Genomic DNA, 22562 nt, shown 5'->3' on the forward strand with positions numbered 1-22562 from the left:
GAAGAGACAAACAGGCGTCTGAGAGCAAGCGGATACATGGGCAATCGTTCCGTGGAAATTTCTTCTTACGAGACGCAGAAAACAACAAAGGCGGGCAAGCCCGCCTTTGTTTTGCGAGAGCCGGCGGGCCGAAACCCGCCGAACTCACACTTTCAGCTTACTGCAGCACGCGCAGCGGCAGAACCTGGCCGTAGTTGGTACCGTTGGCACCAGCACCGGAGTTGAAGATGTTGATCGCGGTGAAGCCGATCACAGGCAGGCGATTACCCAGGACACCATCGTGACCGTCGAGCGTGCTGCCATCCGCAATCGTCTTGGCGGTGGCGCCGTTTTCCTGCGCCACGGTGCTCAGCACAGCCCAACCCGCGGTGTAGTTCTGGGCAAAGCTCCAGTCGACGTTGGTCAGACGGGCACCGACGGCACCGGTGGTGCCTGCGCCGTTCTTGATCGAAACAACCGAAGTTTCGCCTTCGAGGAAGAACTGAGCGGCAACGCTCGGCTCTTGCGGCGAAGCAACGATGTCGTCCGAAGAGACGAAGGTCTGCTCTTCACGATCGAAGAAGGTCGGCGCGCCGACTTGCACCCGGTTGGAAGGCGTCAGCTCGGCATACGGCGTCTCATTCTGACCGCCCACCAGATACCGCTCGGTATTGATGACGCGGTTGTAATGCTCGCCCTTAACCTGGCCGTCCGCCGGGGTAACAAGGGTGTAGTCGTAGAAGTAGCGGCGGACCGGCTGGCTCAGCACGACGTCGGTCGAAGCACCGATGCTGGCGGCGACGACGTAGTCGGTAGCGAGCGAAGCCTTTTGCAGCAAGACCGCGACGTCATCACGCCACTCTTCCGGCGTGCTACTACCATCGAACGGGGTGCTCAGGTCGGGCATATCGAACTGATAAACCGGATAGCCGGCACCCAGCTCCGTGGCAAAGGTGGCGCCCTTCGGCCAGAACAGACGGTCGGCCGTCACATCGTCAACAGCCACACCCCCGCCGAACTGAACGGTGGTGTTGGCCTGACGGAAATACTCAGCATCGGCGAAGTCACTGGCCAAGCCGCGAATGGCCGTACCGGCAACGGTGAAGGCCTTGGAATCCTGCACCGCGATCACGGTGGCGCTGGAGGTCAGGCTGCTCGTCGGAGCGACCATCCAGCCCCACTGACCCGAGACAGCAGTAGTAGGATCGGCAGGCGTGGCGGGACGCGATTCGAACGAGTTGTTTGCCACCAGCGAGGTACCCAGCACGTCGCAAGTCGGCACGCCATTGCTGGCATGCTTGATTGCCTTGTACAGCGGGTTGTTGGACTTGGCGGCGCTGTAGCCATCAGCAGCAATGTTGGTCACCGCAGACCCATCGGCGCCGACAGTGCTAGTGTCGTCGTTCAGGTGGAAGGGGATGTCGGCCATCGTGAGGATCTCGACATAGCCTTCCTTCAGGCGATTCACGTCACGGTCTTCGACACGGATGGTGGTGAACTGCTGGCCGTCCAGCTGGGCCGGCAGCGAGCACGACTTGTCCGAGGTCCTCAGCACCAGATTGCCGTTGTCCATGCCGAAGGCACCGGTCCACACGTCGCCCGGCGACAGGAAGATCTGGAAGTCCAGCGCGTCGTCCGACCACTCGGCGGCGCGGAAGCGGACCTTGACCGCCTTGCCGTTCTCGAGGTCGGTGTTGGTGATGGTCATCAGGGTGTTGTAGCTGTCTTGCACGCTGTAGTAGGGCAGGACGTTGATCTGGCCGACGCCATTGGTGTTGACTTCCAGCGCGGCGCTAGCGGCACCGGACAGCGAACCGAGCGCAAGGGCCAGGCTGGCGGCGAGAAGATTCTTCTTCATTAACAAAACTCCTTTTGTATCGAAACGAACAGCGTACCAAGTTAACTTAGCTCAACGTGCCCATAGCAGTATTACGCTGGCTGAGGCGAAACTTAGCACAGGAAGTAACGCAACACAATCGAACAGGATGGCATGACAGCCCATTTTCCGTTGCATTTGCACAACATTGTGCAATAAAAAAAGCGGGCGAGGAACCCTGTCACACCCGCCGGCGGAAAACCCCGCCGTTACACGGGATCGGGCTCACAGCGGGAGGTGAATGTACCACCGACCCTCTTCGAGAATCCAGCGCTCGGTCATGCGGGTCTTCATGCTCGGGAAACCGGGCTGAAGCGGCTGGTAGGCCAGCAGCAAGGTGGCGGTGCAACTGTCGGCCTGGGGACATTCGACGCCGGAGACCTCGATGCCCTGGCGGCGGATGACGGCGCTCTGCAGGCGGCCCTGGTAGGCCTCGAGCTTGTTGGCGGCGCGATAGCCGGGGGTGGCGTATTCGTAGGCGGCCTGCCAGTCGTTGGCGATGATGGCCTCCCAGCGCGCGGCGGCGCGTTCGGCGACGATCTGCTCGGGCGTTCTGGAATCGAGCGCGGCGCAGCCGCCGAGCGCGAGGACAGCGATCAGCGGGACGGCCGCCGCGGCGGCCCGGGTGGCATGGCGCGTGTTGGGGAATTTCATTCGGCAATTCTCTCCTGGATGATGGGTTCGACGATGACCTCGCCGGCGGCAGGCGCAGCCGGCGCGGCCGGCAGGTGGTGCAGCTTGCCACGCAGGTCGGGAGACTCGAGCAGGTCGCGCAAGCCGCGCATGCGTTCGCGGATTTCGGCGCCGGCCTCGCGCACGTCGAGCTCGGTGCGCACCACCCTGGGGGTGATCATGACCAGCAGCTCGGTGCGGGTGGTCTGGACCGTGGTGGAGCCGAAAAGGTTTCCGACCACCGGGATGTCGTGCAGCAGCGGAATGCCGCTGCGGGCGTCGGTCTTGTTGTCGCGGATCAGGCCGCCGAGGATGATGGTTTCGCCGCTGCGCACGGCGACTTCGGTGGAAAGCTGGCGCTCCATGAAGCTACGCTGCTTGGTCGCGTCATCGATCGGGCCGACGTCGGTGATGGACTGGTCGATCAGCAGGCTGACCATGTCGCCGGCATTGACCGTGGGCGTGACCGACAGCGACACGCCGGTGTCCTTGTACTGGAAGGATTCGGTGGCGAAGCTGCCGCCTTCGCTAATGGCGGTGCCGGTCCTGATCGGCTGCTGGTCGCCAACCTGGATGAAGGCGGTGCGGTTGTCCTGCACCATGACCGAGGGCGAGGACAGCACGTTGAGCAGCGACTTGCCAGCCAGCGCGTTGAGGACGGCGCGGATGGAACCGTCGGCGCCGAAGATGGAGTAGGAGAAGCCGGGCGCGATCGGGCCGATGACGCCGCTTTCGTCACCGGTGAGCTGGCCGATGCCGACGCGGCCACCACCATCGGCGCCGCCCTTGAAATACCACTGCAGGCCGTAGCGAAGCTCGTCGTTGAGGGTGACTTCGAGGATGCTGGCCTCGATGAGCACCTGGACCGGCGAAACGTCGAGCTTGCGCAGGGCTTCGGCCAGGCGGCGGTAGTCGTGGCCGCTGGCGTAGATCAGCAGGGCGTTGTTGCGGTCGTCGGCGACGACGCGGATGTTGGAGGCGAGGTCGACGCGGGTCAGCGCGGGGCCGCTGCCGGTGCTGCCCTGGCCGCCGGCGGTGCCGGTGTTGCGCTGGTTGCTGGTGCCCAGGCCGCTGCTGGCGCCCAGGCCGCTGCTGGAGCCGCGGGCGCTGCCGACGCGGCTGGTCTGGCCGAGGCCGGGGGCGACGCCGCTGTCCTGGCGAGTGGTGGTGGCGGTTTCTCCGCCCTCGCCGCCATAGAGCGCGCTGAGCAGGCTGGCGAGGTGCTGGGCGTTGCCGTTCTGCACCGGGTATACATATAGGCGGGTGTCGTTGCCGAAGCCGGCGGGACGGTCGAGACGCTCGATCCATTGCCGCGCCTGTTGCAGGTAGTGGGCGCGCGGGGTGATGACGAGCAGCGCGTTGAGGCGTTCGATGGGCAGGATGCGGACCAGGCCGGTGAGCGGGCCGAGGTTGCCGCCGCCCGGCGTGGGCGCGGCGCCGATGGCCGCCGCCGCTCCACCGCCACCACCCCGCGGTGCAGGCTGCGCGGCGGCGGCACCGCCGGGCGCAGCAGCGATGCCGGCGCCGGTGGCGACGCCCTGCTCGCCGAACATGGCGCGCAGCGTGGCATCGACGTCGACAGCCGAAACGTTGATCAGCGGGAACAGGCCGACCGACACACCCTTGAGGAAATCCACGTCGAAAGTGGCGACGAGTTCGAGCCAGCCTTCGATCTGGTTGCGCGAGCCGGTGAGCATGATGAGGTTGCGCACGGTATCGACACGGACGATGGCGGCGTCGCTGGCGACCGGGCGCAGGATCTCGGCCATTTCGGTGGCGCTGATGTATTGCAGCGGGACGATGACGCTGCCGCTGCCGGCCGGCAGGGCGGCAGGCCGGCTGGGCGGCGGGATGTCGCCGCTGACGACGTCGACACGGCCGATGCGGTAGCGCCCGGCGGCATCCTGGGCGATGCCGAAGCCGTTGGCCTTCAGCAGCGAGTCGAGCAGGTCGAGCACCTGGTCGCGGCCGACCGGGCGCTGGGTGTAGACGGTGATTTCGCCGGCCAGCGGCGTGACGATGGCGTAGTCGAGGCCGAGCATGTCGCCGAATACGGCGTGCACGACTTCTTCGATGGGCGCTTTCTCGAAACGCAGGCTGACTTTTTCACCCTTGCCGCTGATGACGCCGCGCGCGGATGGGGTCTTGATCATGATGTCGTTGCCGGCGAACAGCATCGGTTCGCCCTGCTCCGGCAGGTCTTCGGCGTCGAGGCCGGTGGCGCGGGAATCGGCACGGGCGATGGGCAGCAGTTCCTGCGCGCTGCCCACCGGCCGTTCGATGTGCCGGTTGCCGGCGCAGCCGGCGAGCAAGGTGGCGAGCAGGAACGCGGGGAGCACACCGTAGCGGGTGCGGGAGCGCGGGATGGGCTGATGGGTCATGGGCATTGGATTACCGGCGATGGTTGGGCCCGTCAGCGGCGTGGGCGCGGAGGCTTGCCGACGACGGCCTGCGGTATGCGGACGAAAGGCAGTTGGCGGGTTTCGGTGCGCGGCTCCTCGCGGTCGCCGATTTCGCGTTCGAAGGTCGCGCCACGGGTGTCGACGGCGGCCAGCTGCCAGCCATGCAGGGTCTGGCCGATGCGCAGGCGCTTGCTGCCTTCGGCCACATGCAGGATGGCGACGCTGTTGCTGCCGCTGCCGAGGACGCCGACGAGGCGGGCACCGTCGAGCAGGTCCGGGGTTTGTTGCTGTTCGGCCGCCTGCTCCGCGGCAAGGCCGGGCGGCGGCGGACGGCGGCTGGGCGCGAACAGCGGGCGGGCGGCGATGATGGCGGCGGCATCCGCCGGCACCGGCGGGGTTTCCAGGGCCCGGGGGGCGAGTGCGGACAGCTCGGGCAGCAGGGGATCGGGCGGCTGCCAGCGGCTGCCCGCCAGCCAGGCGGCCGCGATCAGCAGCAGCAGGATGAGGATGCCGGCGACGAGCAGGCGCTGCGCCGGCCAGGTGGCCGAAGGGGGGGACGACCGTGCGGAAGCAGAGCGGGCTTTCATTGCGTCACCCTGAAAGCATTGAGCCTGGCCTGGACGGTGAGGCGCTGGCCGTCCTCGCCTTCGGCATCGGCGGCGTTGCGGCCACGCCGCCCTCCCCGCACGGGCCGCAGGCTGAGGCTTTCGACATGGATGGCCGGGCGCTGCTGCTGCAGGGCGGACAGCATCTCCTGCAGCGCGGGCAGGTCGGCTTCGAGATTGATGGTGACGGCGATGCGCTCGAAGGGTTCGGCCGGCGTGCCGTCCCGTGCAGACGCGGGCGGCACGGTGGTGATCTGGCTGCCCTGGATGCTGAGGCCGGCTTGCTGGGCGACGGCGCGCAGGCGCTGCTGCAGGTCGGCGCCGGCGCGGTCGGTGTCCAGGCTGGCCGGATAGACCTGTTCCTGCAGCACGGCCTCGGCCTGTGCGCGGGCGCGTTCGATGCGCTCGGCCATTTCCTGCAGGCCGAGCAGGCGGGCGTAGCGTGGCTCGATGTCGTCGATGATGCCGTCGGCCCACAGCTTCTTGTCGACGATGTAGCCGAGGGGCAAGGCGAGCAGCAGCAGGACCAGGCCGAGGGCGAGGCCGAGGCAGAGCCGGGCGCGGAGCTGGCGGGGGTTCATTGGCCTTGCTCCGGCGCGGGTTCGGCGGCCCGGGCCGGCTCGGGTGCGGACTCGGGCACGCGGTAGTGGAGCTGGATGATGAAGGTTTCGCGCCCACTGACCTGGTTGCGGACGATGGCGGAGGCGGGGCGCACTTCGCTGATGCCCGGTTCGTTGCCGAGCAGTTCGATGAGGGCGCCGGCGTTGTCGGCGGTGCCGCGCATGGTGGCTTCGTTGCCCTTGATGTCGAGCTGGGTCAGGTGCACGCTGTCGGGCAGCCGCTCGGTGAGGCGAACGAGCAGCCAGCTCGGATCGGGCAGCCCGGCGAGTTGCCGGCCCAGGGCTTCGAGGCGGAGATTGGCGCGGCCGAGCGCCTCGCGGGCAGCCGCGGCGGGCGCGGTCTGGCCGGACAGCAGATGCCAGGCGTCCTGGGCATCGAAAGCCTGCTGGCGGCGGTGCAGCACCGGCACGGCGGCCAGCGCGACCAGCAGGGCCAGGAAGAGCACGGCCAGCGCGCCCGTCTTGAGCAGGCGCTGGCGGCGGAGGCGCTGGCGGCGGTGCTCGCCATGGCCCGGCAGCACCAGCGGCGCATCGCCGGCCCAGGCCCAGACTTCGACCGCGGCCGGCAGGGCGTGGACGGAACGCTGGGCCTCGAGATGGCGTTCGACGTGGCTGCGGGCGGCAAGGGCGTAGTGCACGAGCGTGGCGCCGCCGAGGGTGTCGACGCGGTGCCCCCAGACGGTGTCCTCCGGCGGGAACGGGCTTGCGCCCTGCACCGCCAGGGCGGCGGCCTGGGCGCATTCGTCCGGCGAGGCGCTGGCAGGCAGCCGCAGCGAGGCCGCAAGAACGACATCGTCCGGCAGGCGGACCGCAGCCGGGCTGGTGGGAGCGGCCCGGGCCGGCGCGGCACCGGCCGCCGCCCCTGCCACGGCCTGGCCAGTGGGCAGCACCAGGGTGACGCTGCCATCGGGCTGGTACAGCCTGACGGGTTCGGCGGGCAGCAGCCGCTGGAACAGGGGCCAGCGGGCGAGGTCGGCAAAGCCTTGCCGGCCCAGTTCATAGAGCCGGTAGAGGTCGAGGCCGAACAGGTTGAAGTTGCTGCGATCGAGTGCCATGTATGTCAGTTGGAAAGCGCGGGTGCGTAGCGGGCCGGTTCGGTTGCGGCGGATCGCCAGGGCGTGCCATCCTCCCCTGCCCTGACTTCCACCCAGCGGCTGCGCACGATGGACGCGCCGTCGTCCATGACGACCGTGGCCTGGACGTGGAACACTCCGGCACTGCCGGTGCCCAGGTAAGCGGGATTGAGCGTGCTGGTGTCGAACATGGCGCCATCATTTGCCCGCTGCCGGGCGATCGATTGCGCCAGACCGGGATCGCCTTCGGCCAGCACGGCCAGCACCCCTTCGGGTGCGGCCAGCGGATCGACGCCGCGATGGCTCCCCCACACGGTGATCAAAGGCTCGATTCTAGCAAAGAGATCGAGGCCGATACCGGCAACTTGCAACAGGTCTTCCTTGCTCAGAAAGGCGCCGTTGCGCGGGCGCACGGCGAGGCCGGCGGCGAGATAGGGTTCGAGCTCGCTGCCGCCGCCGTAGGCTTCCTCGTCGGTGTCGCGCCAATCGACGACGCGCCGGGCAAGGATCTCGGCGCTGCCGGCATCCAGCCCGCCGGCGACATGGAAAAGCTCCGCCAGCAATTCGGGCGGGGCGAAGTTGATGTTGATGTAGCCACTGGCCGGCGTCAGCTCGACCCGGACGCTGCGGCCATCGAACACATACTGCCCGCTGCTGCCGCCGAGGTTGTCAGGCAGGTGGCGCGATTCGGCGAGCGCGAGCTGGATGGCGGCATCGCCCGCGGCGGTGGCCTGAACCAGCGCGGCATGATTCTGGGCGCTCCGGGTGGTGGCACGGGACATCGTCAGCAGGCTGGCGACCAGCAGCGTGAGCGCGGCAACCATCCACAGCACGGCGACGAGGGCAAGGCCGCGCTGGGGTATGCGGTCAGCGGGCAGGCGGATCATTCTTCCTCCCCGGCGGCAGTGCAGTCGGTGGGCGGGGGTGATGGGTTTCGCTGCGCGCTACCCATCCTACCCTTGGTGTCGTCGTGGACCCGTAGGATGGGTAGAGCCGAAGGCGAAACCCATCGGGAGGCGTGGGACGGAGGCGATGGGTTGCGCTGCGCGCTACCCATCCTACCCTTGGTGCCGCCGTGGACCCGTAGGATGGGTAGAGCCGAAGGCGAAACCCATCAGGAGGCGCGGGACGGAGGCGATGGGTTGCGCTGCGCGCTACCCATCCTACCTTTGGTGCCGCCGTGGCCCCGTAGGATGGGTAGAGCCGAAGGCGAAACCCATCGGGAGGCGTGGGACGGAGGCGATGGGTTTCGCTGCGCTCTACCCATCCTACCTTTGGTGCCGTCGTGGACCCGTAGGATGGGTAGAGCCGAAGGCGAAACCCATCAGGAGGTGCGGGACGGGGGCGATGGGTTGCGCTGCGCGCTACCCATCCTGCTGCTGCGGCATGTTGCGGGGGGATCATTCTTCCTCCCCGGCGACGATGCGCTCGCCGACGCTGCGCCCGGCGGCGGCGTCGAGGGCGACGATGAGGGGTGGGCGGTGCTGCCCGGCGATGACGAGATCGATGCGCAGCCGTCCGGGAAGGTGCTGAAGATCGTCCCAGAACGAAAGCCACTCGGCTTCTTCGCCAGGCTGCTGCGGCCGGGTCTGGTAAGCGATCCGCAGCAGATCGAGATTCGGGCTCAGCAGATGCACGGCGGCAGTCGACCAGTCGGGCGGCTCGGTGTTGCCAGGATGCGGCAGGTACTGGAGCCAGAGGCCGCCTTCGCCAGCGAACAGCCGCATGTAGTGCATGCCGCCGGCGCCATGGCGGGCGGGGAGATTGCCGAGCCAGCGAAGTTCGCCGGCAGAACCGGAAAACGGCACGACGGGGCCGTCGTCGACGGTCTGCACGCGCGGCTGCGCCACGGCGCGGGCCAGGGTGGCGCGGAGAAAATCGGCCAGCAGCCGGGCCTCGGTGCTGTCGCCGCTGCGGGCATCGAGCGCGCTGGCGGTGTCGCCGAAGGTGCGCAGCGCACTGACCAGGCCGAGCATGATGAGCGCGACCAGGCTGAGGGCGACGATGACTTCGACGAGGGTGAAGCCATGCGCGGCGGAACGCGGCGTGCTCATCTGGGCAGGCGCAGGTCGTTGAGGTTGGCCGGCAGCAGCGTGGCAAGGCTGACCGAGCCGCCCTGCCCCCAGCCGACGGTGATGTGCACATGGTGCAGCGGCCAGCCGGGCGGTTGCTCGAAGGCGGTTGGATACGGCGTGCTGACGATCTGCCAGCGCAGGCCGGCTTCTTCTCCAGCGGCGTTCAGGCCACCGGGCGGCACGGTGCCGTAGGCGTCGAGCAGCGATTGGGCGAGCAGCAGCGCCTGGGTGCGCTGGTCGGCGCGCTGCACGCTGCGCACACTGCCGCCCGCGGCCTGGTAGAGCGCGCCGAGCGACAGCGCCATGATGCCGACGGCGACGAGGACTTCCAGCAGGGAGAAGCCGGCACTTCGACGGGCAGCCGTTTTCATCCGGACCAGGCTTCCTGGCTGATGCGGCCGAGCAGCCAGTCGACCCGCAGGCGCACGCCCTGGCCATTGGGCCGCGCCAGCACGATGCTGCCGCCCGTGGCGCCGCCGTCCGGGTAGAAACGCAGCCGTCCGTGGCCACGGGCATCGAGATCCTGCGCAGCGAGATGCAGTTCGACCTTCAGCGCGTCGGGGATGGTGCTGTCGCAGCGCCCGCCGAGGCCGAAGCAGCGGCGGCGGAGGTCGATGTCGAAGTGCACTTCCCTGCCCTGGCGCTGGGCGAGGTTGCGCGCGGCGTGGAGGCCGGCGGTCAGTTCCCTGAGCGTCGCGCGATAGCCGACACTGTCGCCGAGGCGGCTGTAGCTGGCGCCGAGGGCGCCCATCAGCAATGCTGCGAGCGCCAGCACGACGACCAGTTCGACGAGCGTGAAACCGCCTTGAGCGCCTGCCCGGGCATGCAGCTCAGGGCAGGACATCACTTCCAGTTGCCGATGTCCGCGCGATCGCCTTCGCCACCGGGGGCGTTGTCGGCACCGTAGCTGTAGATGTCGATGTCACCGTTGCGGCCCGGGCTTTCGTAGCGATAGGGGTTGCCCCAGGGGTCGGCAGGCAGCCCCTTGCGCAGGTAGGGGCCGTTCCAGCCCGGTACGTTGACCCTGTTGACCAGCGCGTCGAGGCCTTCGGCGGTGGTCGGGAAGCGGCCGACGTCGAGCTTGAAGAGTTCGGCAGCCTGCTCGAGATCCTTGATCTGCACTGCGGCGGTCTTGCTCTTGGCGCCATCGAGCTGGCCCAGCACCCGCGGGCCGACGAGGCCGGCCAGCAGGCCGAGGATGGCGAGCACGACGAGCAGCTCGACCAGCGTGAAACCAGCGGCGCGCCGCACGCGGGCGGCGGTTGATTGAATCATGTTGCGTACCTTCATGGTGTTGATGCGTCGGCGGGGATTCTACCCGCAAGCGGGGATGTTGAATTGCTACGGATGGTTGCGGGGGTATCAGATGTTTGATGGGTTTCGCTTGTGGCTCTATCTGCACGGCCCGACCAACCCTGCTTCATCTGTCTCTGCTGTTTTGGGGGTGATGGGTTTCGCTACGCTCTACCCATCCTACTTCTGCCCGTGGTTGATTCGTAGGATGGGTAGAGCGTAGCGAAACCCATCGACCATGCCGTGACACACTTTCCCGGCGAAAATGGCTTCAATGCTCGTCGAATACGTCCTGCAGCCTGCGGGCTTCGAGCATGTTGTCGGCCCAGCGTTCGAGCTCGACGCGGGCGGCGCGCTGCAGGCGTTCGGAGGTCTGGCGGTCGAGCGGGCCGAAGCGGCGGGAAAGCAGTTCGCGCTCTCCGTCCTCGCGGCCTTCTTCACGGCCTTGCAACAAGCCTTGCTGAATGCCTTGCTCCATTCCAGCGTGGCGAGCGCGTTCGCTCCAGGTCAGCATTTCCTCGTTCTCCTGCGGGTGGCGTTGTTCTTACCGCCGCCGTTCATTATCGTCAAGGGGACTGTAGATGTCGATAAAGCCCATGTATTCGATACGTTTTCGATGCTCGGCTCGAGTCCGATCAGGCCATGGATATCGCCTCGTGCATGCAGGGCGGCGGTGATGGGTTCGCCTTCGGCTCTACCCACGCGGCCCGACCCATTCCACTCGCTGTCTCTGGGGTGATGGGTTTCGCTTCGCTCTACCCATCCTACCCATGTGGATTGCGTAGGATGGGTAGAGCGAAGCGAAACCCATCGGCCATCTTCCCTTAATATCCATTCCGACTTTCTCCAACAGACACGAAACCGCGCCGCCATGACCGATTACCGCCGCGCTCGCCTGGCGGGCGGGACGTTCTTCTTCACCGTCAATCTCGCCATCCGCAAGGACAATGATCTGCTCGTGCGGCATGTCGATCTTTTACGGCACAGTATCCGGGCGGTTCAGCAACAGCATCCGTTCGACATCGTTGCAGCGGTCATCCTGCCGGAGCACCTGCACATGATCTGGCGGCTACCCCGGGAAGACGCCGATTTTTCGACGCGCTGGCGCCTCGTCAAGGGCAGCTTCTCCCGGGGCTTGCCAAAGGGGGAACAATGCAGCCCCAGCCGTATCGCCAAAGGGGAGCGTGGTATCTGGCAGAGGCGGTATTGGGAGCACCGGATCCGTGACGACGAAGACCTCCGCCGCCATGTCGAGTACATCCATTACAACCCAGTCAAACACGGCCATGTACCCAGGCCAATCGACTGGCCGTACAGCTCGTTTCATCGATATGTGAGGGATGGCATCTATCAGGCGAACTGGGCTGCTGACGATGGCATTCGGCGATGGGAGAAGGGGTGAGGGATGGCGTGTCGAGGTGATGGGTTGCGCCTTTGGCTCTGCCTGCGCGGCCCGATCCGTTCCACTCGCTGTTTCTGGGGTGATGGGTTTCGCTACGCTCTACCCATCCTACCCATGTGGATTGCGTAGGATGGGTAGAGCGTAGCGAAACCCATCGGGCCATGGTCAGCCGGCGAGATCGTTCACCGACAGGATGCCCATCAGGATGGAGACGATGATGGCGGCGATGATGCCGCCGAGGACGAGGATGAGCAGCGGTTCGAGCAGCGTCAGGCCACGCTTGACGCCGGCCTGGACGTCGCCGTCGTAGACGCGGGCGAGTTCGAGCAGCATGGCGTCGAGCCGGCCGGTTTCCTCGCCGAGGCGGACCATGTTGAGGGCGAGCGGGGTCATCAGCCCGGTGGCGGCGAGGGCGTCGGCCAGACGCACGCCCTGCTTGATGCCGGCCGGCACGGATTCGAAAGCCGAGCGCAGGATGCTGTTGCCGACGGTATCGGCGGCGATGCGCAGCGAGACGACGATGGGCACGCCGTTGCCGAGCAGAGTGCCCATGCTGCGGGCGAAGCGGGTGAGTTCGTACTTGCGCATGATCTGGCCGAACACCGGCAGGCGCAGCAGCAGCGCGTCGCGCCAGGCCGCACCGGCCGGCGTGCGCAGCCAGCGGCGCGCGAGCCAGACGATGAGCGCAATGGCGCCGGCAAGCAGCCACCACCAGCCGGAGACGAAGTGGCCGAGAGCGACGATCAGGCGGGTGGGCAGCGGCAGGGCCTCGCCCATGTCGTCGAACAGGGTTTCGAACTGGGGGACGACGAAGCCGAGCATCAGGAACACCGAGATGCAGGCGACGACGACGAGGATGGCAGGATAGATGAGCGCGGAGACGACCGATTCGCGCAGGTTCTTGACCCGTTCCAGATGCTCCGACAGCCGCACGAGCACGTCGGCGAGCTGGCCGCCGGCCTCGCCTGAACGCACCATGTTGATGTAGAAGTCGCCGAAGTGCTGCACATGGGGCTGCAAGGCCTGCGACAGGCCCTTGCCGCCCTTGACCGACTTGAGCACGTCCTGCAGCAGCGCGGCGACGGAGGGTTTTTCGGCCATGCCGCCGAGCACGCGCAGGGCGCGGTCGAGCGGCAGGCCGGCACGCAGCATGACCGCCAGTTCGTTGGTGAGGTTGTGGATGTCTTCGTGGCGGACGCCACGGTCGGTATTCAGGCCGAAACGCCGGGCGCCGCTGCGCTGGGCGTCGGCACGCGGAATACCTGCGCCGGCCTGCGGCGCGGCGGCGTCGATGCGGATCGGGGTGAGCCCGCGGGCGCGGAGCTGGCCGGCGGCGGCGGCGGCATCGGCGGCTTCGACGCGGCCTTCGGCGAAGCCGCCGCGCGCGTCGGCGGCACGGTAGGAGAACTCAGCCATTGCCCTGGTCCTGCGTCACGCGCAGCACTTCTTCGAGCGAGGTGATACCCGCCGCAACCTTGCGCAGGCCGTCCTCGTACAGCGTGAGCATGCCGCCCTGGCGGGCGACGTTGTGCAGCGTGGTGGCGTCGGCGCCAGCGAGAATGGCCTTGTGGGCAGCATCGTCCATGACGAAAAGCTCGTGCACCGAGGTGCGGCCGCGGTAGCCGGAGTGCTTGCAGTCGGGGCAGCCGACGGCAGTGTAGACGGTGCGCCGGCCCGCCGGCATGAAGCGCGCGAGGCCGCTGCGGGCCAGTGCCTCGTCGGGCAGTTCGGTGGCGGTGCGGCAGCTCGGGCACAGGGTGCGCAACAGGCGCTGCGACAGCACCCCGTTGACCGTCGAGGTGATGAGGTAGCGTTCCACGCCCATGTCTTCGAGGCGGACGATGGCCCCCGCCGCGGTGTTGGTGTGCAGGGTGGAGAGCACGAGGTGGCCGGTCAGCGAGGACTGCACGGCGATCTGCGCGGTTTCGGTGTCGCGCATCTCGCCGATCATGATGACGTCCGGGTCCTGACGGAGGATGGAGCGCAGCGCGTGGGCGAAGCTCATGCCGATCTGGGTGTGGACCTGGACCTGGTTGACGCCGCCGAGCTGGTACTCGACCGGGTCCTCGACGGTGATGATCTTGAGCGTTTCGGCATCGAGCTTGGCCAGCGCAGCGTAGAGCGTGGTGGTCTTGCCCGAGCCGGTGGGGCCGGTGACGAGCAGGATGCCGTGCGGGCGGTCGATGAGGCTGCGGAAACGCTGCAAGGTGTCGGGCGAGAAGCCCATGTCTTCGAGTTCGAGGCGGATGCTGGCGCGGTCGAGCACGCGCATGACGACGCTTTCGCCGTGGACGGTGGGCAGGGTGGAGACGCGCAGGTCGATTTCGTGGCCCTTGACGCGGGTCTTGATGCGGCCGTCCTGCGGCAGGCGGCGCTCGGCGATGTTGAGGTGCGCGAGCAGCTTGATGCGCGAGGTGATGGCGGCGGCGAGCGCGGCTTCGGCCACTTCGGCGCGGTGCAGCACACCATCGACGCGATAGCGGATATGGACGCCGTCTTCGTAGGGTTCGATGTGGATGTCGGAGGCGCGCAGGTCGATGACGCGGGAGATGATCTGGTTGACCAGCCGGATGACCGGCGCCTCGGTGGCGAGGTCCTTCAGGTGCTCGACGAACTCGCTGTCGCTGCCGAGGGGGCCGTCGAGCAGGCCTTCGGCATCATCGGCCTCGTCCTGCTGCACGTACAGGCGGTCGAGTGCGGCGCGCAGCTCGGATTCGAGCGCCAGCCGGGGTTCGACGCGCAAGCCGGTGGCGAGCGCCAGGGCCTTGAGCAGGAAGGTGTTCTGCGGTTCGGCCAGCGCGGCGGTGAGGGTGCCGTCGGCGACGGCCAGCGGCAGCACGCCATGGGCAACGAGATACTCCGCCGTCAGGCCCGGCACTTCCACCGCCTCCTGCGGAAAGGATGCGGCCGGCACGAAGACGAGGCCGAGCTGCTCGACCAGCGCCTCGGCGACGTCGTTCTCGGCGACGAGGCCGAGGCGGATCAGCACATGGCCGAGCAGCCCGCCCATTTCACCCTGGGCGGCGAGGGCCTGTTCGAGGTCGCGGGCGCCCAGCCGGTTGCGCCGCAGCAACAGCTCGCCGAGCCGTGGGCGGGCATCGCCCTGAGCGACGGGAGGAGCTTGAATGGCAAGGGCGGCTTGGGTCATGGCGGCGGGAGGGAAACAGGACAGCGCGGCTGAAAGGCTGTGGAACAGAAGAGTTTACCCGGGTTTCGGCTGCTCTGCCGGGGAGTGCGGGGCGAGGGGCGCAGGAGGGTACGTTCGTGCCGCAAAAAACGGCAACGGTATTCGCCCGGCCCGCTCCCTGCTCACGTAAAACAGCAGCACAGCCAGCAACAGCAACCACAGCAGCACCCGCGCCAGCGTGTGCCACGAGGCATGGCGGGGAAGATCGGCCAGCCTGCCGCGGGGCGGCAGGTCGAGCACGATTTCGCCAGTCTCGGGCGCACGGGTGTCGATGACGCGCGAAAGGCTGCCGTCGTCCACACGGACGCGGCCGCCGTCGGGGCCGGTGGCGAGGCGAAGCCTCACCGTCTGGTGCAGGTTCTCGATGCGGGTCTTCAAGGGCTGCACGAGCCCTTGCCCGGCCTTCGCGATCCGCGTGTCGCCGTCCTGCCGCCAGCCGGGCGCGTCGACCTGCCCTTCGATCTTCTTCCACATCCACGGTGGAATGGACGCGGTGCGCAGGTGGGTGACGGCGATGACGCCGCCGTCCAGCGGCGTGAGCACGATGTCGCGCTTTTCGAGCGGCAGCCTGAACGAACCGAAGACCAGCGCGATCATGACGGCAGTGATGGCGCAGACCGCCAGCCGGGACATGGAGGACAGTTGCCGTCGCTGCCGGCGAACCTCGCCCCTGCCCACCCAGGTTGCCACCAGCGTGAGCGCCAGTCCCAGCCAGGCGGCAAAGCTGCTCCAGTAGAAATAGCGGTATTCCGCCGAGACGTTGAACGGAAACCAGGTGAGCAGATAGATCGCGCCCGAGGCCTGTACTGCCAGGGCAAAAGCGCCGAGCCGGGTGGTGGCCAGGTGCTGCACGAGCAGCAGTGCGGTGCCGACACCGAGCACCAGGGCAAACATCCATGGCCTGCCGAAGCGATCGTAGTATTTCGACACCACATAGCCCTGGGTGAGCCAACTCGTCACCCGCAGCGGCCGGGCGATTTCCCAATTCACCCTATCCGTTTTCGGCGGCGCATAGAACATGGCCCGCGAGTTCGGATCGTGCATGCTCAGTTGGAAGGTCGCCGCCATCGCCGACCATGCCGACAGCGGATTCGCCACCAGTTCGCCCAGCCAGGTTCGGGTCATCGTGGCACTTCCCCACAGCCCCTGGCGCACCAGCCCCTGGTAGATGAAGGAGCATTCTCCCCAGGGTGCGGCCTTGTCCCACTGCAGCGGGGAATAGCAGGCGTCGACGACCGTGCGCGATTCTTCCTCGGTCCATTCCCCCGGGAACAGGTTCCGGCCTTCGAAATACGACATGGCCAGCAGATGATAGGTCTTGATGGAGTCCGTGGGGTGCTGGGAAACCACGCCGAGCAAACGATTCTGCACCGACTGCGTCAGCGGCATGAGCACCAGCAGGGCAAGCGCGAGCATCAGCCCGCGACGGCGGCCAAGGCGGTGATTGGTGTACAGCAGCAAGGGGATCAGGCCGAAAATGGCATTCGGCCGGGTCAGGAAGGCGGCCACCGCAAGCAGGTTCGCCAGCACCAGCAAGACCAGCCGGGCACGCGGGCCGATGGCGTCGTCGTTGCCCCGGAAGGCGCAGGCAAAGGCCGCCAGCATCCAGGCAACCAGCATCGCGTCCTTATGGACATGACCGAGGTAGTTGAACGCACCGGGCAACACCGGCACGGCCAGGATCGCCAGCCCCCACCAGCCGGCGACACGTGCCACGCCCATCGCCACCACGGCCAGCGCACTCCAGATCAGCAGATTGTCGAAGACGATGAAACCGACCGGCCCGGGGAACAGTCCGAGCAGCCCGGACCAGATCAGGGAAATGAAGGGGGCGTGCCAGTCGTCCCACCAGCCGTTGTAGATGTTGGTCAGTTGAGTGACCGAATCCGGATTCAAATAACCCGGATAACTGGCATGGAGCACGAAGGCGAAGCCCACCAGGGCCAGGATTGCCATCGTGAAGCGGGGTACTCTCGACGGACCGACATGCCGATGTCCAGTAATCTCTTTCACCACCTTCATCCTCATCCAGGAGGCACGCAAGGGCTGATCGATGGCTTTCGCCTCACGTCCCCGTCCTGCCAACATCCTTGTTCGACAACAGCCTCGACAGCGTCATGGACAGCTTGCCAAGGCCGCAATACAGGAATGCGACAAAACACGAAGTTCCGCAGGATGAGTGGGGCCGCATCGGTGGAGGCCACGCAGGCCGGGCCGCAGCATGTAAAACCGCAAACGAAACTCCGTCACGCCGTACCGCGAAGACGTTTCTTCGCCCCCCCGACAATCCGCCCTCTGTTCAGGATCAGGAACATGCCGAGCCGCGAATAAAGCAGTCGGTGCAGCAGCCTGAGCCAGGCGTTGCCGGACACATAGGCAGAACGCCAATAGGCGTTCCGGTAGCCGAGCAAGCTCTTCCTTTCTTCGGACAGCAGACTGCCATACTTCGAACCGCCGAAGCCTTCGGCATGGCCGATGCCATCGAAAACACGGATGAACTCCGCCGAAGGCCGCTTCAGGTGGGCGTTCAGGATCGGATCGAGATCCATCGCGCCGCCGCAGTCGCTCTTTTCCAGCATCGGCAGCAGGCCGGCGATGTCGGCGAAGAAGCGGCGCGCGCCGGCAGCCACCTGATGGCGAAGCGCGACCTGTGAATCCGGCTCGTCGGCGACGAACTCATGCTCGAAGCCTTCGCCCTGCCTGCTGCGGCGTATCCGCCGCAGCGTGTGGATCGGTTCGGTGAACAGGAATTCGAAGACCGGCAGCGCCTGGAAGACGGTCGCACAGCGCGCCAGCGGCCGGCCATTCTGGAAATAGAAGGCCCGGTGCTCGGCCGTATCGGTGATGCTGCCGAAATAATAGCCGTGGATGCGGCAGGCCTCGCCGCAGAGATCCTGCACGGCAGCCTGCAGACTGCCGCGCCAGCCAAGATCGACGAAACCGACCTGACCGGCAAAGCCATGCGCGCGCAGATAGTCCCGCATGATGGTGGCCTCTTCGTGCGCGGCGGCTTCGAAGCCGAGCCGCTTCAGGGCGTCGATGAAGGCCTGCCGGTAGCGGGCGGGATCGAGCACGGCAAGCTCGCCGGGGCACTCGAAGCCGAGCCTGGCGAAGAAGTCGGCGGCGCTCACCCGGCCTTCGAAGAAGCGCTCGTAATCGCCGTGAAGGGCGAAGCCGGCGACATAGAGCGCCCGCCGCGACAGGCGGACGTAAGCGCTGTCGATACCAGTGCCGAGGGCATCGAAGGCTTCCTTGAGCAGGTAGCCGTCGCGCGCGGCGAAGATCACCCGCGACAAGCCTCGCCGCCTGGCATCCTCGGCGATGAAGCGAGCAAGCGCGACGCTGCACGGACCGACGATCTCATAGCCGGCCTGGTGAAAGCCGCTCTCTTCTGCCTCACGCAGGCAGAACACATCGTAGAAGCTCCGCGGCCGGCCCGGCCGATTCAGGCCCGGCAGCAGCACGGTGTCGATGCCGAGGCGGCGCGGCACATCGCCGTCGGCACCGGGGTTGTCGCCGAAATGCTGGACCTCGGCAGGCGCGAGGCGGTAGCGATCGAGCATGCGGCGGAAAAGACCGCCCGAACGCTTGGTCAGCCCCTCGCGCGAGGAGACGAGAAAATCGACGGCGCCGACGTGCCTGCGGATGATCCTGCTGATCGTGGCGGGCGGCAGGTACATGTCGGAGATGATGCAGCAGCGCTTGCCCCGGGCGAGCAGGCCGGTCAGCACTTCGACGTTCGGGGCCATGGGCTGGAGCAGCGCCAGCTCGGCGGCCAGCTCGCGCCTGAGCTGCGCCGCGGGCGAACGGATGACCAGCGCAAGCACGCGGTAGATGTCGAACAGGTCGATGTCTTCGTGCCGGGACAGGCGGCGCGCCACCCTTTCGGCCAGCACGCGCCAGAACCGGAAGCCGAGCAGGCCGAGCAGCGGGAAGCGATAGTCCACGCCCAGCCTGTCGAGCAGGTAGAAGACCATGCCCGGGCGCTTGACCGGGCGGGCGACCAGGGTATCGAAGAGGTCGAAGCTGTAGAGCGCCTTGCCGGGCAGGACGCTGGCGGGCTCGATCATGGCGTGCGCTTCCGGCCGAGACGGAGCAACAGGCCGCCGAGCAGCAGCGTCCACAGCAGCACGCGGGCCGGTTCATGCCAGGAAGCATGGCGGGGGCGGTCTGCCAGTTTGCCGTGGGGCGGCAGATCGACCGCGATTTCTCCGGGCTTGGCCGCATGGGTGTCGACGAGGCGGGAGAAAGGACCGTCCTGGATCTGCACGCTGCCGCCGTCGGGGCCGGTCAGAAAGTGCAGCCTGATCGCATGATGCAGGGTGTCGATGCGGGCAACCAGCACGCCGGCGCCGGGCACGGTGCGCAACAGCGGCCCCTCCTGCCAATGCCAGCCGCCCGTCTCGATCTCGCCCTCGTGCCGCTCCATCCAGCGCGGAGTCGAGGCGGTGCCGAGGCGGGTCACGGCGACGACGCCGTCGCCCTGCGGCGTGAGCCGGACGACGCGGGTTTCGGTCGGCAGGCGGCCGGCACCGAAGACGAGGGCGAGCATCAGTGCCGGCAGCATGCACAGCACCAATCGCAAGGGCACGGAGAGCGCCTGCGGCAAAGGTGGCAGTTCCGCTCCCTGCCCTTCCGGCCGCCGCCGCGCCAGCCAGGCCAGCGGCACGAGCAGCAGGCCCAGATACGCGGCGAAGCCGCTCCAGTAGAAGTAGCGGTATTCGGCCGACACATTGATCGGGAAATAGCTGAGCAGATAGATCGTCCCCGACGCCTGCACGGCCAGCGCCAGGGCGCCGAGCGGCGTGCCGCCCAGGCGCAGGACGAGCAGCAATGCGCTGCCGCCGGCCAGTACGGCGGCGAAGGCCCAGGGCTTGCCGTACAGGAGATTGAATTCGGACTGGATGTAATCCCGCGCGAGCTGGGTGCTGCGGCGGAAAGGCTCGGCCACTTCCCAATTCACCAGCTCCGATTTCGGCGGAGGATAGAGCATCGTCAGCGAATTGGGATCGTGCATGCTCAGCTTGAACGTGGCGGCCATCGCCGACCAGGCGCCGAGCGGGTTGGACGCCAGCGCCCCCAGCCAGGCGCGGGTCATCTCCCCGCCGCCCCACAGTTCCTGGCGGCGAAGTTCGCGGTACAGCCCGGCGCAATGTCCCCATCTGGAAACCGTATCCCATTGCACCGGCGAATAGCAGCCTTCGACGATGGTGCGCGCATCGTGCTCGATCCATGTACCGGGAAAGAGGTTGCGATTTTCGAAATAGGACAGCGCGAGCAGATGGAAGGTCTTGAGGCTGTCGCCGTGGTGCTGCGGCTCTATCCCGAGCGCACGGCTCTGCAGGGTCTGGACTGCCGGCATCAGGCAGAGCATCGCCAGGGCCGCGAGCAGGTTCCGGCGCCAGCCGAAGCGCAGGTTGGCATAGAGCAGCAGGGGGACGAGGCCGAAAATGGCGTTCGAGCGGCTCAGGAAGACGGCCAGGGCCAGGAGATTGGCCAGCACCTGCCAGACCAGACGCGCACGCGGGCCCGTTTCCGCCTGATTGACCTTGAAGGCACAGGCAAAGGCCGCCAGCATCCAGGCGGCCACCAGCGTGTCCTTGTGGATGTGGCCGAGGAAGTTGAACAGCCCCGGCGCCAGCGGCACGGCCAGCACGAGCAAGCCCCAGGCGCCGGCACGGCGCATCACGCCGAGCGCGATGAGGGCCAGCCCGCCCCAGATCAGCAGGTTGTCGAGCACGAGGAAGCCCACCGGGCCCGGAAACACCCGCAGCAGGCAAGACCAGAGCAGGGTGATGAACGTGGGGTGCCAGTCGTCCAGCTCCCCGGTGATGGCCTGGGTGAGCTGCTGAAAAGAGTCTTCGTAAAGATAGCCTGGATAGCTGGCACGCAGCACGAAGGCGAAGCCGAGCACGGCCAGCGCGATGGCCGGGACCAGGGCCGCAGCCGGGAAGGCAGGTGTTTCCGGACCGGCGCACCCGTGGGCGGGCGTCTTGTCCTCAGGCATCCGCATCTTGCACATGCCCATCCAGCGACAGGCTCAAGGGCTCCGTGGGCAGGTTGTCGACGTCGTAATGCAGGAAGGCGATCAGGCACTGGATGCCGATGAAGATCGGCAGCGCAGCCAGCATCACCGTACCGCTGGTCGCAGGGCTGCCGGTACTCATGCTGACGAACCAGTGCCAGCCGCCGAACAGGCCGCCGGCAAGCAGCAGCAGGCTGCCGCTGATGCTGTAGAGCGTGCCGACGTTGAAGTCGCGCACCAGATAGCTGTAGATGTAGCGGCGCCACAGCCGGGCGCTGTGCTTGCGCAGGAATTCGGGCAGCACGCGGCTTATCTTGAGGTTGGATTTCTCGTCGGCGTACACCGCGTCCATCGGCACGTCCCTGACCACCGCGCGCACCGTGTTCAGGCGGAACAGCATGTCGGTTTCGAAGAAGTAGCGCCGTTCCAGTTTGTCCAGCGGCAATTCGGCCAGTACGCAGGTGCGCACGGCGGTATAGCCGTTGGTGGGGTCCATGACATTCCAGTAGCCGCAACTGAGCTTGGCCAGGAAGGACAGCACGGCGTTGCCGAACAGCCGCAGCGGCGGCATGCCCTGCACCGATTCGGGGCGGAAGAAACGGTTGCCCTTGGTGTAGTCGGCCTTGCCGCGCAGCAGCGGACGCACGAACTGCGGCAGCAGCGCGGGGTCCATCTGGCCGTCGCCGTCGATCTTGACGACGATGTCCATGCCATCGGCGATCGCCGCCTTGTAGGCAGTGACGACGGCGCCGCCGACGCCCTGGTTCTCGCTGTGGCGGAGCACGCGCACGCGCGGGTCGCGGCTGTGTTGTTCGATGAGCTTGCCGCTGCCATCGGGGCAGGCGTCATCGACCGCATAGATGGTGTCCACTTCGGGGCCGATGGCCTCGATCACGCCAAGGACGTGGCGGGTGACCTTGTAGCAGGGGATGGCGACGGCGATCTTCATGGCTGAGGACATGCGGTGAAGCTCAGGCTGCGCGCGAGGCGATGGTGATGCCGAGCAGGATCAGGGCACCGCCCGCCCACGTGGCCAGGCGCACCGGCTCACCCATGAACAGCCAGCCCAGGCAGGGCACGATCAGGAAGGCCAGCGCCATGAAGGGGTAGGCCAAATGCAATGGCGCGTGCCGCAGCACCCAGATCCACACCAGGGTGGTGATGCCGTACAGCGCCAGCGCCACGATCAGCCAGCCGTTGAAGACCCACTGCTGCCATTGGCTGGCGTCGACGATCGTCATCGCCGCCTTCTTGAACAGGATCTGCCCCAGCGAGATGCCGAGGACGCAGAGGATGGTGATGGTGGTGACGAGAGGGGTCATCGAGAAGCTATCGTGATCGTGGACGCAGGCG

Annotated in this window: 20 protein-coding genes; 1 reads left to right on the forward strand and 19 read right to left on the reverse strand. The window is 67.1% G+C overall.

Features of this window, described 5'->3' with window-relative positions:
* Window positions 1–157: 157 nt before the first annotated feature.
* From ACNQFN_RS21100 to ACNQFN_RS21155, 12 genes are all read right to left on the reverse strand, one after another.
* Window positions 158–1837, reverse strand: a complete 1680-nt coding sequence (locus ACNQFN_RS21100; protein ID WP_418647475.1) for an alpha/beta fold hydrolase — start codon at window positions 1835–1837, stop codon at window positions 158–160.
* Between the two features lie 243 nt (window positions 1838–2080).
* Window positions 2081–2509, reverse strand: coding sequence for a hypothetical protein (locus tag ACNQFN_RS21105; protein WP_418647476.1), 429 nt, complete (start codon window positions 2507–2509; stop codon window positions 2081–2083).
* The gene (gspD, locus tag ACNQFN_RS21110; protein WP_418647477.1) at window positions 2506–4908 is read right to left on the reverse strand and encodes a type II secretion system secretin GspD; all 2403 of its coding nucleotides are present in this window, start codon (window positions 4906–4908) and stop codon (window positions 2506–2508) included. Before gspD ends, ACNQFN_RS21105 begins: the two co-directional genes overlap by 4 nt.
* A gap of 32 nt (window positions 4909–4940) precedes the next feature.
* A complete protein-coding gene (locus ACNQFN_RS21115; protein ID WP_418647478.1) occupies window positions 4941–5516 on the reverse strand; it encodes a hypothetical protein in 576 nt (191 codons plus the stop codon).
* Window positions 5513–6115, reverse strand: coding sequence for a type II secretion system protein GspM (gene gspM, locus ACNQFN_RS21120; protein WP_418647479.1), 603 nt, complete (start codon window positions 6113–6115; stop codon window positions 5513–5515). The genes ACNQFN_RS21115 and gspM overlap by 4 nt, the downstream gene beginning before the upstream one ends.
* Window positions 6112–7209 (reverse strand): PilN domain-containing protein, encoded by a 1098-nt coding sequence (locus ACNQFN_RS21125; RefSeq protein WP_418647480.1) that lies wholly within the window; start codon window positions 7207–7209, stop codon window positions 6112–6114. The genes gspM and ACNQFN_RS21125 overlap by 4 nt, the downstream gene beginning before the upstream one ends.
* Window positions 7210–7214: 5 nt before the next feature.
* Window positions 7215–8114 carry a general secretion pathway protein GspK gene (locus tag ACNQFN_RS21130; protein WP_418647481.1) on the reverse strand — a complete coding sequence of 300 codons (900 nt, stop codon included), beginning with the start codon at window positions 8112–8114 and terminating at the stop codon, window positions 7215–7217.
* Between the two features lie 513 nt (window positions 8115–8627).
* Window positions 8628–9281, reverse strand: coding sequence for a PulJ/GspJ family protein (locus ACNQFN_RS21135; RefSeq protein WP_418647482.1), 654 nt, complete (start codon window positions 9279–9281; stop codon window positions 8628–8630).
* Window positions 9278–9673 carry a PulJ/GspJ family protein gene (locus tag ACNQFN_RS21140; RefSeq protein WP_418647483.1) on the reverse strand — a complete coding sequence of 132 codons (396 nt, stop codon included), beginning with the start codon at window positions 9671–9673 and terminating at the stop codon, window positions 9278–9280. The genes ACNQFN_RS21135 and ACNQFN_RS21140 overlap by 4 nt, the downstream gene beginning before the upstream one ends.
* Window positions 9670–10146 carry a GspH/FimT family protein gene (locus ACNQFN_RS21145; RefSeq protein ID WP_418647484.1) on the reverse strand — a complete coding sequence of 159 codons (477 nt, stop codon included), beginning with the start codon at window positions 10144–10146 and terminating at the stop codon, window positions 9670–9672. The genes ACNQFN_RS21140 and ACNQFN_RS21145 overlap by 4 nt, the downstream gene beginning before the upstream one ends.
* Window positions 10146–10577: a type II secretion system major pseudopilin GspG gene (gene gspG, locus ACNQFN_RS21150; RefSeq protein ID WP_418647485.1), complete on the reverse strand. Its 432-nt coding sequence runs from the start codon at window positions 10575–10577 to the stop codon at window positions 10146–10148. Before gspG ends, ACNQFN_RS21145 begins: the two co-directional genes overlap by 1 nt.
* Window positions 10578–10866: 289 nt before the next feature.
* Window positions 10867–11109, reverse strand: coding sequence for a hypothetical protein (locus tag ACNQFN_RS21155; protein ID WP_418647486.1), 243 nt, complete (start codon window positions 11107–11109; stop codon window positions 10867–10869).
* A gap of 357 nt (window positions 11110–11466) precedes the next feature.
* Between ACNQFN_RS21155 and ACNQFN_RS21160 the strand changes: the two genes are divergently transcribed.
* Window positions 11467–11997, forward strand: coding sequence for an REP-associated tyrosine transposase (locus ACNQFN_RS21160; RefSeq protein ID WP_418647487.1), 531 nt, complete (start codon window positions 11467–11469; stop codon window positions 11995–11997).
* 165 nt (window positions 11998–12162) lie between these two features.
* Here ACNQFN_RS21160 and ACNQFN_RS21165 read toward each other — a convergent pair whose 3' ends face one another.
* The 7 genes from ACNQFN_RS21165 to ACNQFN_RS21195 all read right to left on the reverse strand — a co-directional run bounded on the left by ACNQFN_RS21165 (window position 12163) and on the right by ACNQFN_RS21195 (window position 22531).
* Window positions 12163–13413 carry a type II secretion system F family protein gene (locus ACNQFN_RS21165; RefSeq protein WP_418647488.1) on the reverse strand — a complete coding sequence of 417 codons (1251 nt, stop codon included), beginning with the start codon at window positions 13411–13413 and terminating at the stop codon, window positions 12163–12165.
* Window positions 13406–15145 (reverse strand): type II secretion system ATPase GspE, encoded by a 1740-nt coding sequence (gene gspE, locus ACNQFN_RS21170; RefSeq protein WP_418647489.1) that lies wholly within the window; start codon window positions 15143–15145, stop codon window positions 13406–13408. Before gspE ends, ACNQFN_RS21165 begins: the two co-directional genes overlap by 8 nt.
* 54 nt (window positions 15146–15199) lie before the next feature.
* The gene (locus tag ACNQFN_RS21175) at window positions 15200–17197 is read right to left on the reverse strand and encodes a hypothetical protein (RefSeq protein ID WP_418647490.1); all 1998 of its coding nucleotides are present in this window, start codon (window positions 17195–17197) and stop codon (window positions 15200–15202) included.
* Between the two features lie 233 nt (window positions 17198–17430).
* Complete coding sequence (locus tag ACNQFN_RS21180) at window positions 17431–19254, reverse strand: hypothetical protein (protein ID WP_418647491.1); 1824 nt, start codon at window positions 19252–19254, stop codon at window positions 17431–17433.
* Window positions 19251–21191 (reverse strand): hypothetical protein, encoded by a 1941-nt coding sequence (locus tag ACNQFN_RS21185; RefSeq protein WP_418647492.1) that lies wholly within the window; start codon window positions 21189–21191, stop codon window positions 19251–19253. The genes ACNQFN_RS21180 and ACNQFN_RS21185 overlap by 4 nt, the downstream gene beginning before the upstream one ends.
* Entirely contained in the window at window positions 21184–22170 is a 987-nt protein-coding gene (locus ACNQFN_RS21190; RefSeq protein ID WP_418647493.1) for a glycosyltransferase family 2 protein, read from the reverse strand. Before ACNQFN_RS21190 ends, ACNQFN_RS21185 begins: the two co-directional genes overlap by 8 nt.
* 10 nt (window positions 22171–22180) lie before the next feature.
* Window positions 22181–22531 carry an EamA family transporter gene (locus tag ACNQFN_RS21195; RefSeq protein WP_068635753.1) on the reverse strand — a complete coding sequence of 117 codons (351 nt, stop codon included), beginning with the start codon at window positions 22529–22531 and terminating at the stop codon, window positions 22181–22183.
* Window positions 22532–22562 lie beyond the last annotated feature (31 nt).

This window comes from Thauera butanivorans, from assembly GCF_048398245.1.
GTDB lineage: Bacteria > Pseudomonadota > Gammaproteobacteria > Burkholderiales > Rhodocyclaceae > Thauera > Thauera butanivorans.

Coding starts and splice junctions, on each gene's coding strand:
- ACNQFN_RS21185 (WP_418647492.1), bottom strand. CDS start 21,191: ATGCCTGAGGACAAGACGCCCGCCCACGGGTGCGCCGGTCCGGAAACA.
- gspD (WP_418647477.1), bottom strand. CDS start 4,908: ATGACCCATCAGCCCATCCCGCGCTCCCGCACCCGCTACGGTGTGCTC.
- gspM (WP_418647479.1), bottom strand. CDS start 6,115: ATGAACCCCCGCCAGCTCCGCGCCCGGCTCTGCCTCGGCCTCGCCCTC.
- ACNQFN_RS21135 (WP_418647482.1), bottom strand. CDS start 9,281: ATGAGCACGCCGCGTTCCGCCGCGCATGGCTTCACCCTCGTCGAAGTC.
- gspG (WP_418647485.1), bottom strand. CDS start 10,577: ATGATTCAATCAACCGCCGCCCGCGTGCGGCGCGCCGCTGGTTTCACG.
- ACNQFN_RS21105 (WP_418647476.1), bottom strand. CDS start 2,509: ATGAAATTCCCCAACACGCGCCATGCCACCCGGGCCGCCGCGGCGGCC.
- ACNQFN_RS21190 (WP_418647493.1), bottom strand. CDS start 22,170: ATGTCCTCAGCCATGAAGATCGCCGTCGCCATCCCCTGCTACAAGGTC.
- ACNQFN_RS21130 (WP_418647481.1), bottom strand. CDS start 8,114: ATGATCCGCCTGCCCGCTGACCGCATACCCCAGCGCGGCCTTGCCCTC.
- ACNQFN_RS21140 (WP_418647483.1), bottom strand. CDS start 9,673: ATGAAAACGGCTGCCCGTCGAAGTGCCGGCTTCTCCCTGCTGGAAGTC.
- ACNQFN_RS21100 (WP_418647475.1), bottom strand. CDS start 1,837: ATGAAGAAGAATCTTCTCGCCGCCAGCCTGGCCCTTGCGCTCGGTTCG.
- ACNQFN_RS21160 (WP_418647487.1), top strand. CDS start 11,467: ATGACCGATTACCGCCGCGCTCGCCTGGCGGGCGGGACGTTCTTCTTC.
- ACNQFN_RS21165 (WP_418647488.1), bottom strand. CDS start 13,413: ATGGCTGAGTTCTCCTACCGTGCCGCCGACGCGCGCGGCGGCTTCGCC.
- ACNQFN_RS21115 (WP_418647478.1), bottom strand. CDS start 5,516: ATGAAAGCCCGCTCTGCTTCCGCACGGTCGTCCCCCCCTTCGGCCACC.
- gspE (WP_418647489.1), bottom strand. CDS start 15,145: ATGACCCAAGCCGCCCTTGCCATTCAAGCTCCTCCCGTCGCTCAGGGC.
- ACNQFN_RS21125 (WP_418647480.1), bottom strand. CDS start 7,209: ATGGCACTCGATCGCAGCAACTTCAACCTGTTCGGCCTCGACCTCTAC.
- ACNQFN_RS21195 (WP_068635753.1), bottom strand. CDS start 22,531: ATGACCCCTCTCGTCACCACCATCACCATCCTCTGCGTCCTCGGCATC.
- ACNQFN_RS21180 (WP_418647491.1), bottom strand. CDS start 19,254: ATGATCGAGCCCGCCAGCGTCCTGCCCGGCAAGGCGCTCTACAGCTTC.
- ACNQFN_RS21145 (WP_418647484.1), bottom strand. CDS start 10,146: ATGTCCTGCCCTGAGCTGCATGCCCGGGCAGGCGCTCAAGGCGGTTTC.
- ACNQFN_RS21155 (WP_418647486.1), bottom strand. CDS start 11,109: ATGCTGACCTGGAGCGAACGCGCTCGCCACGCTGGAATGGAGCAAGGC.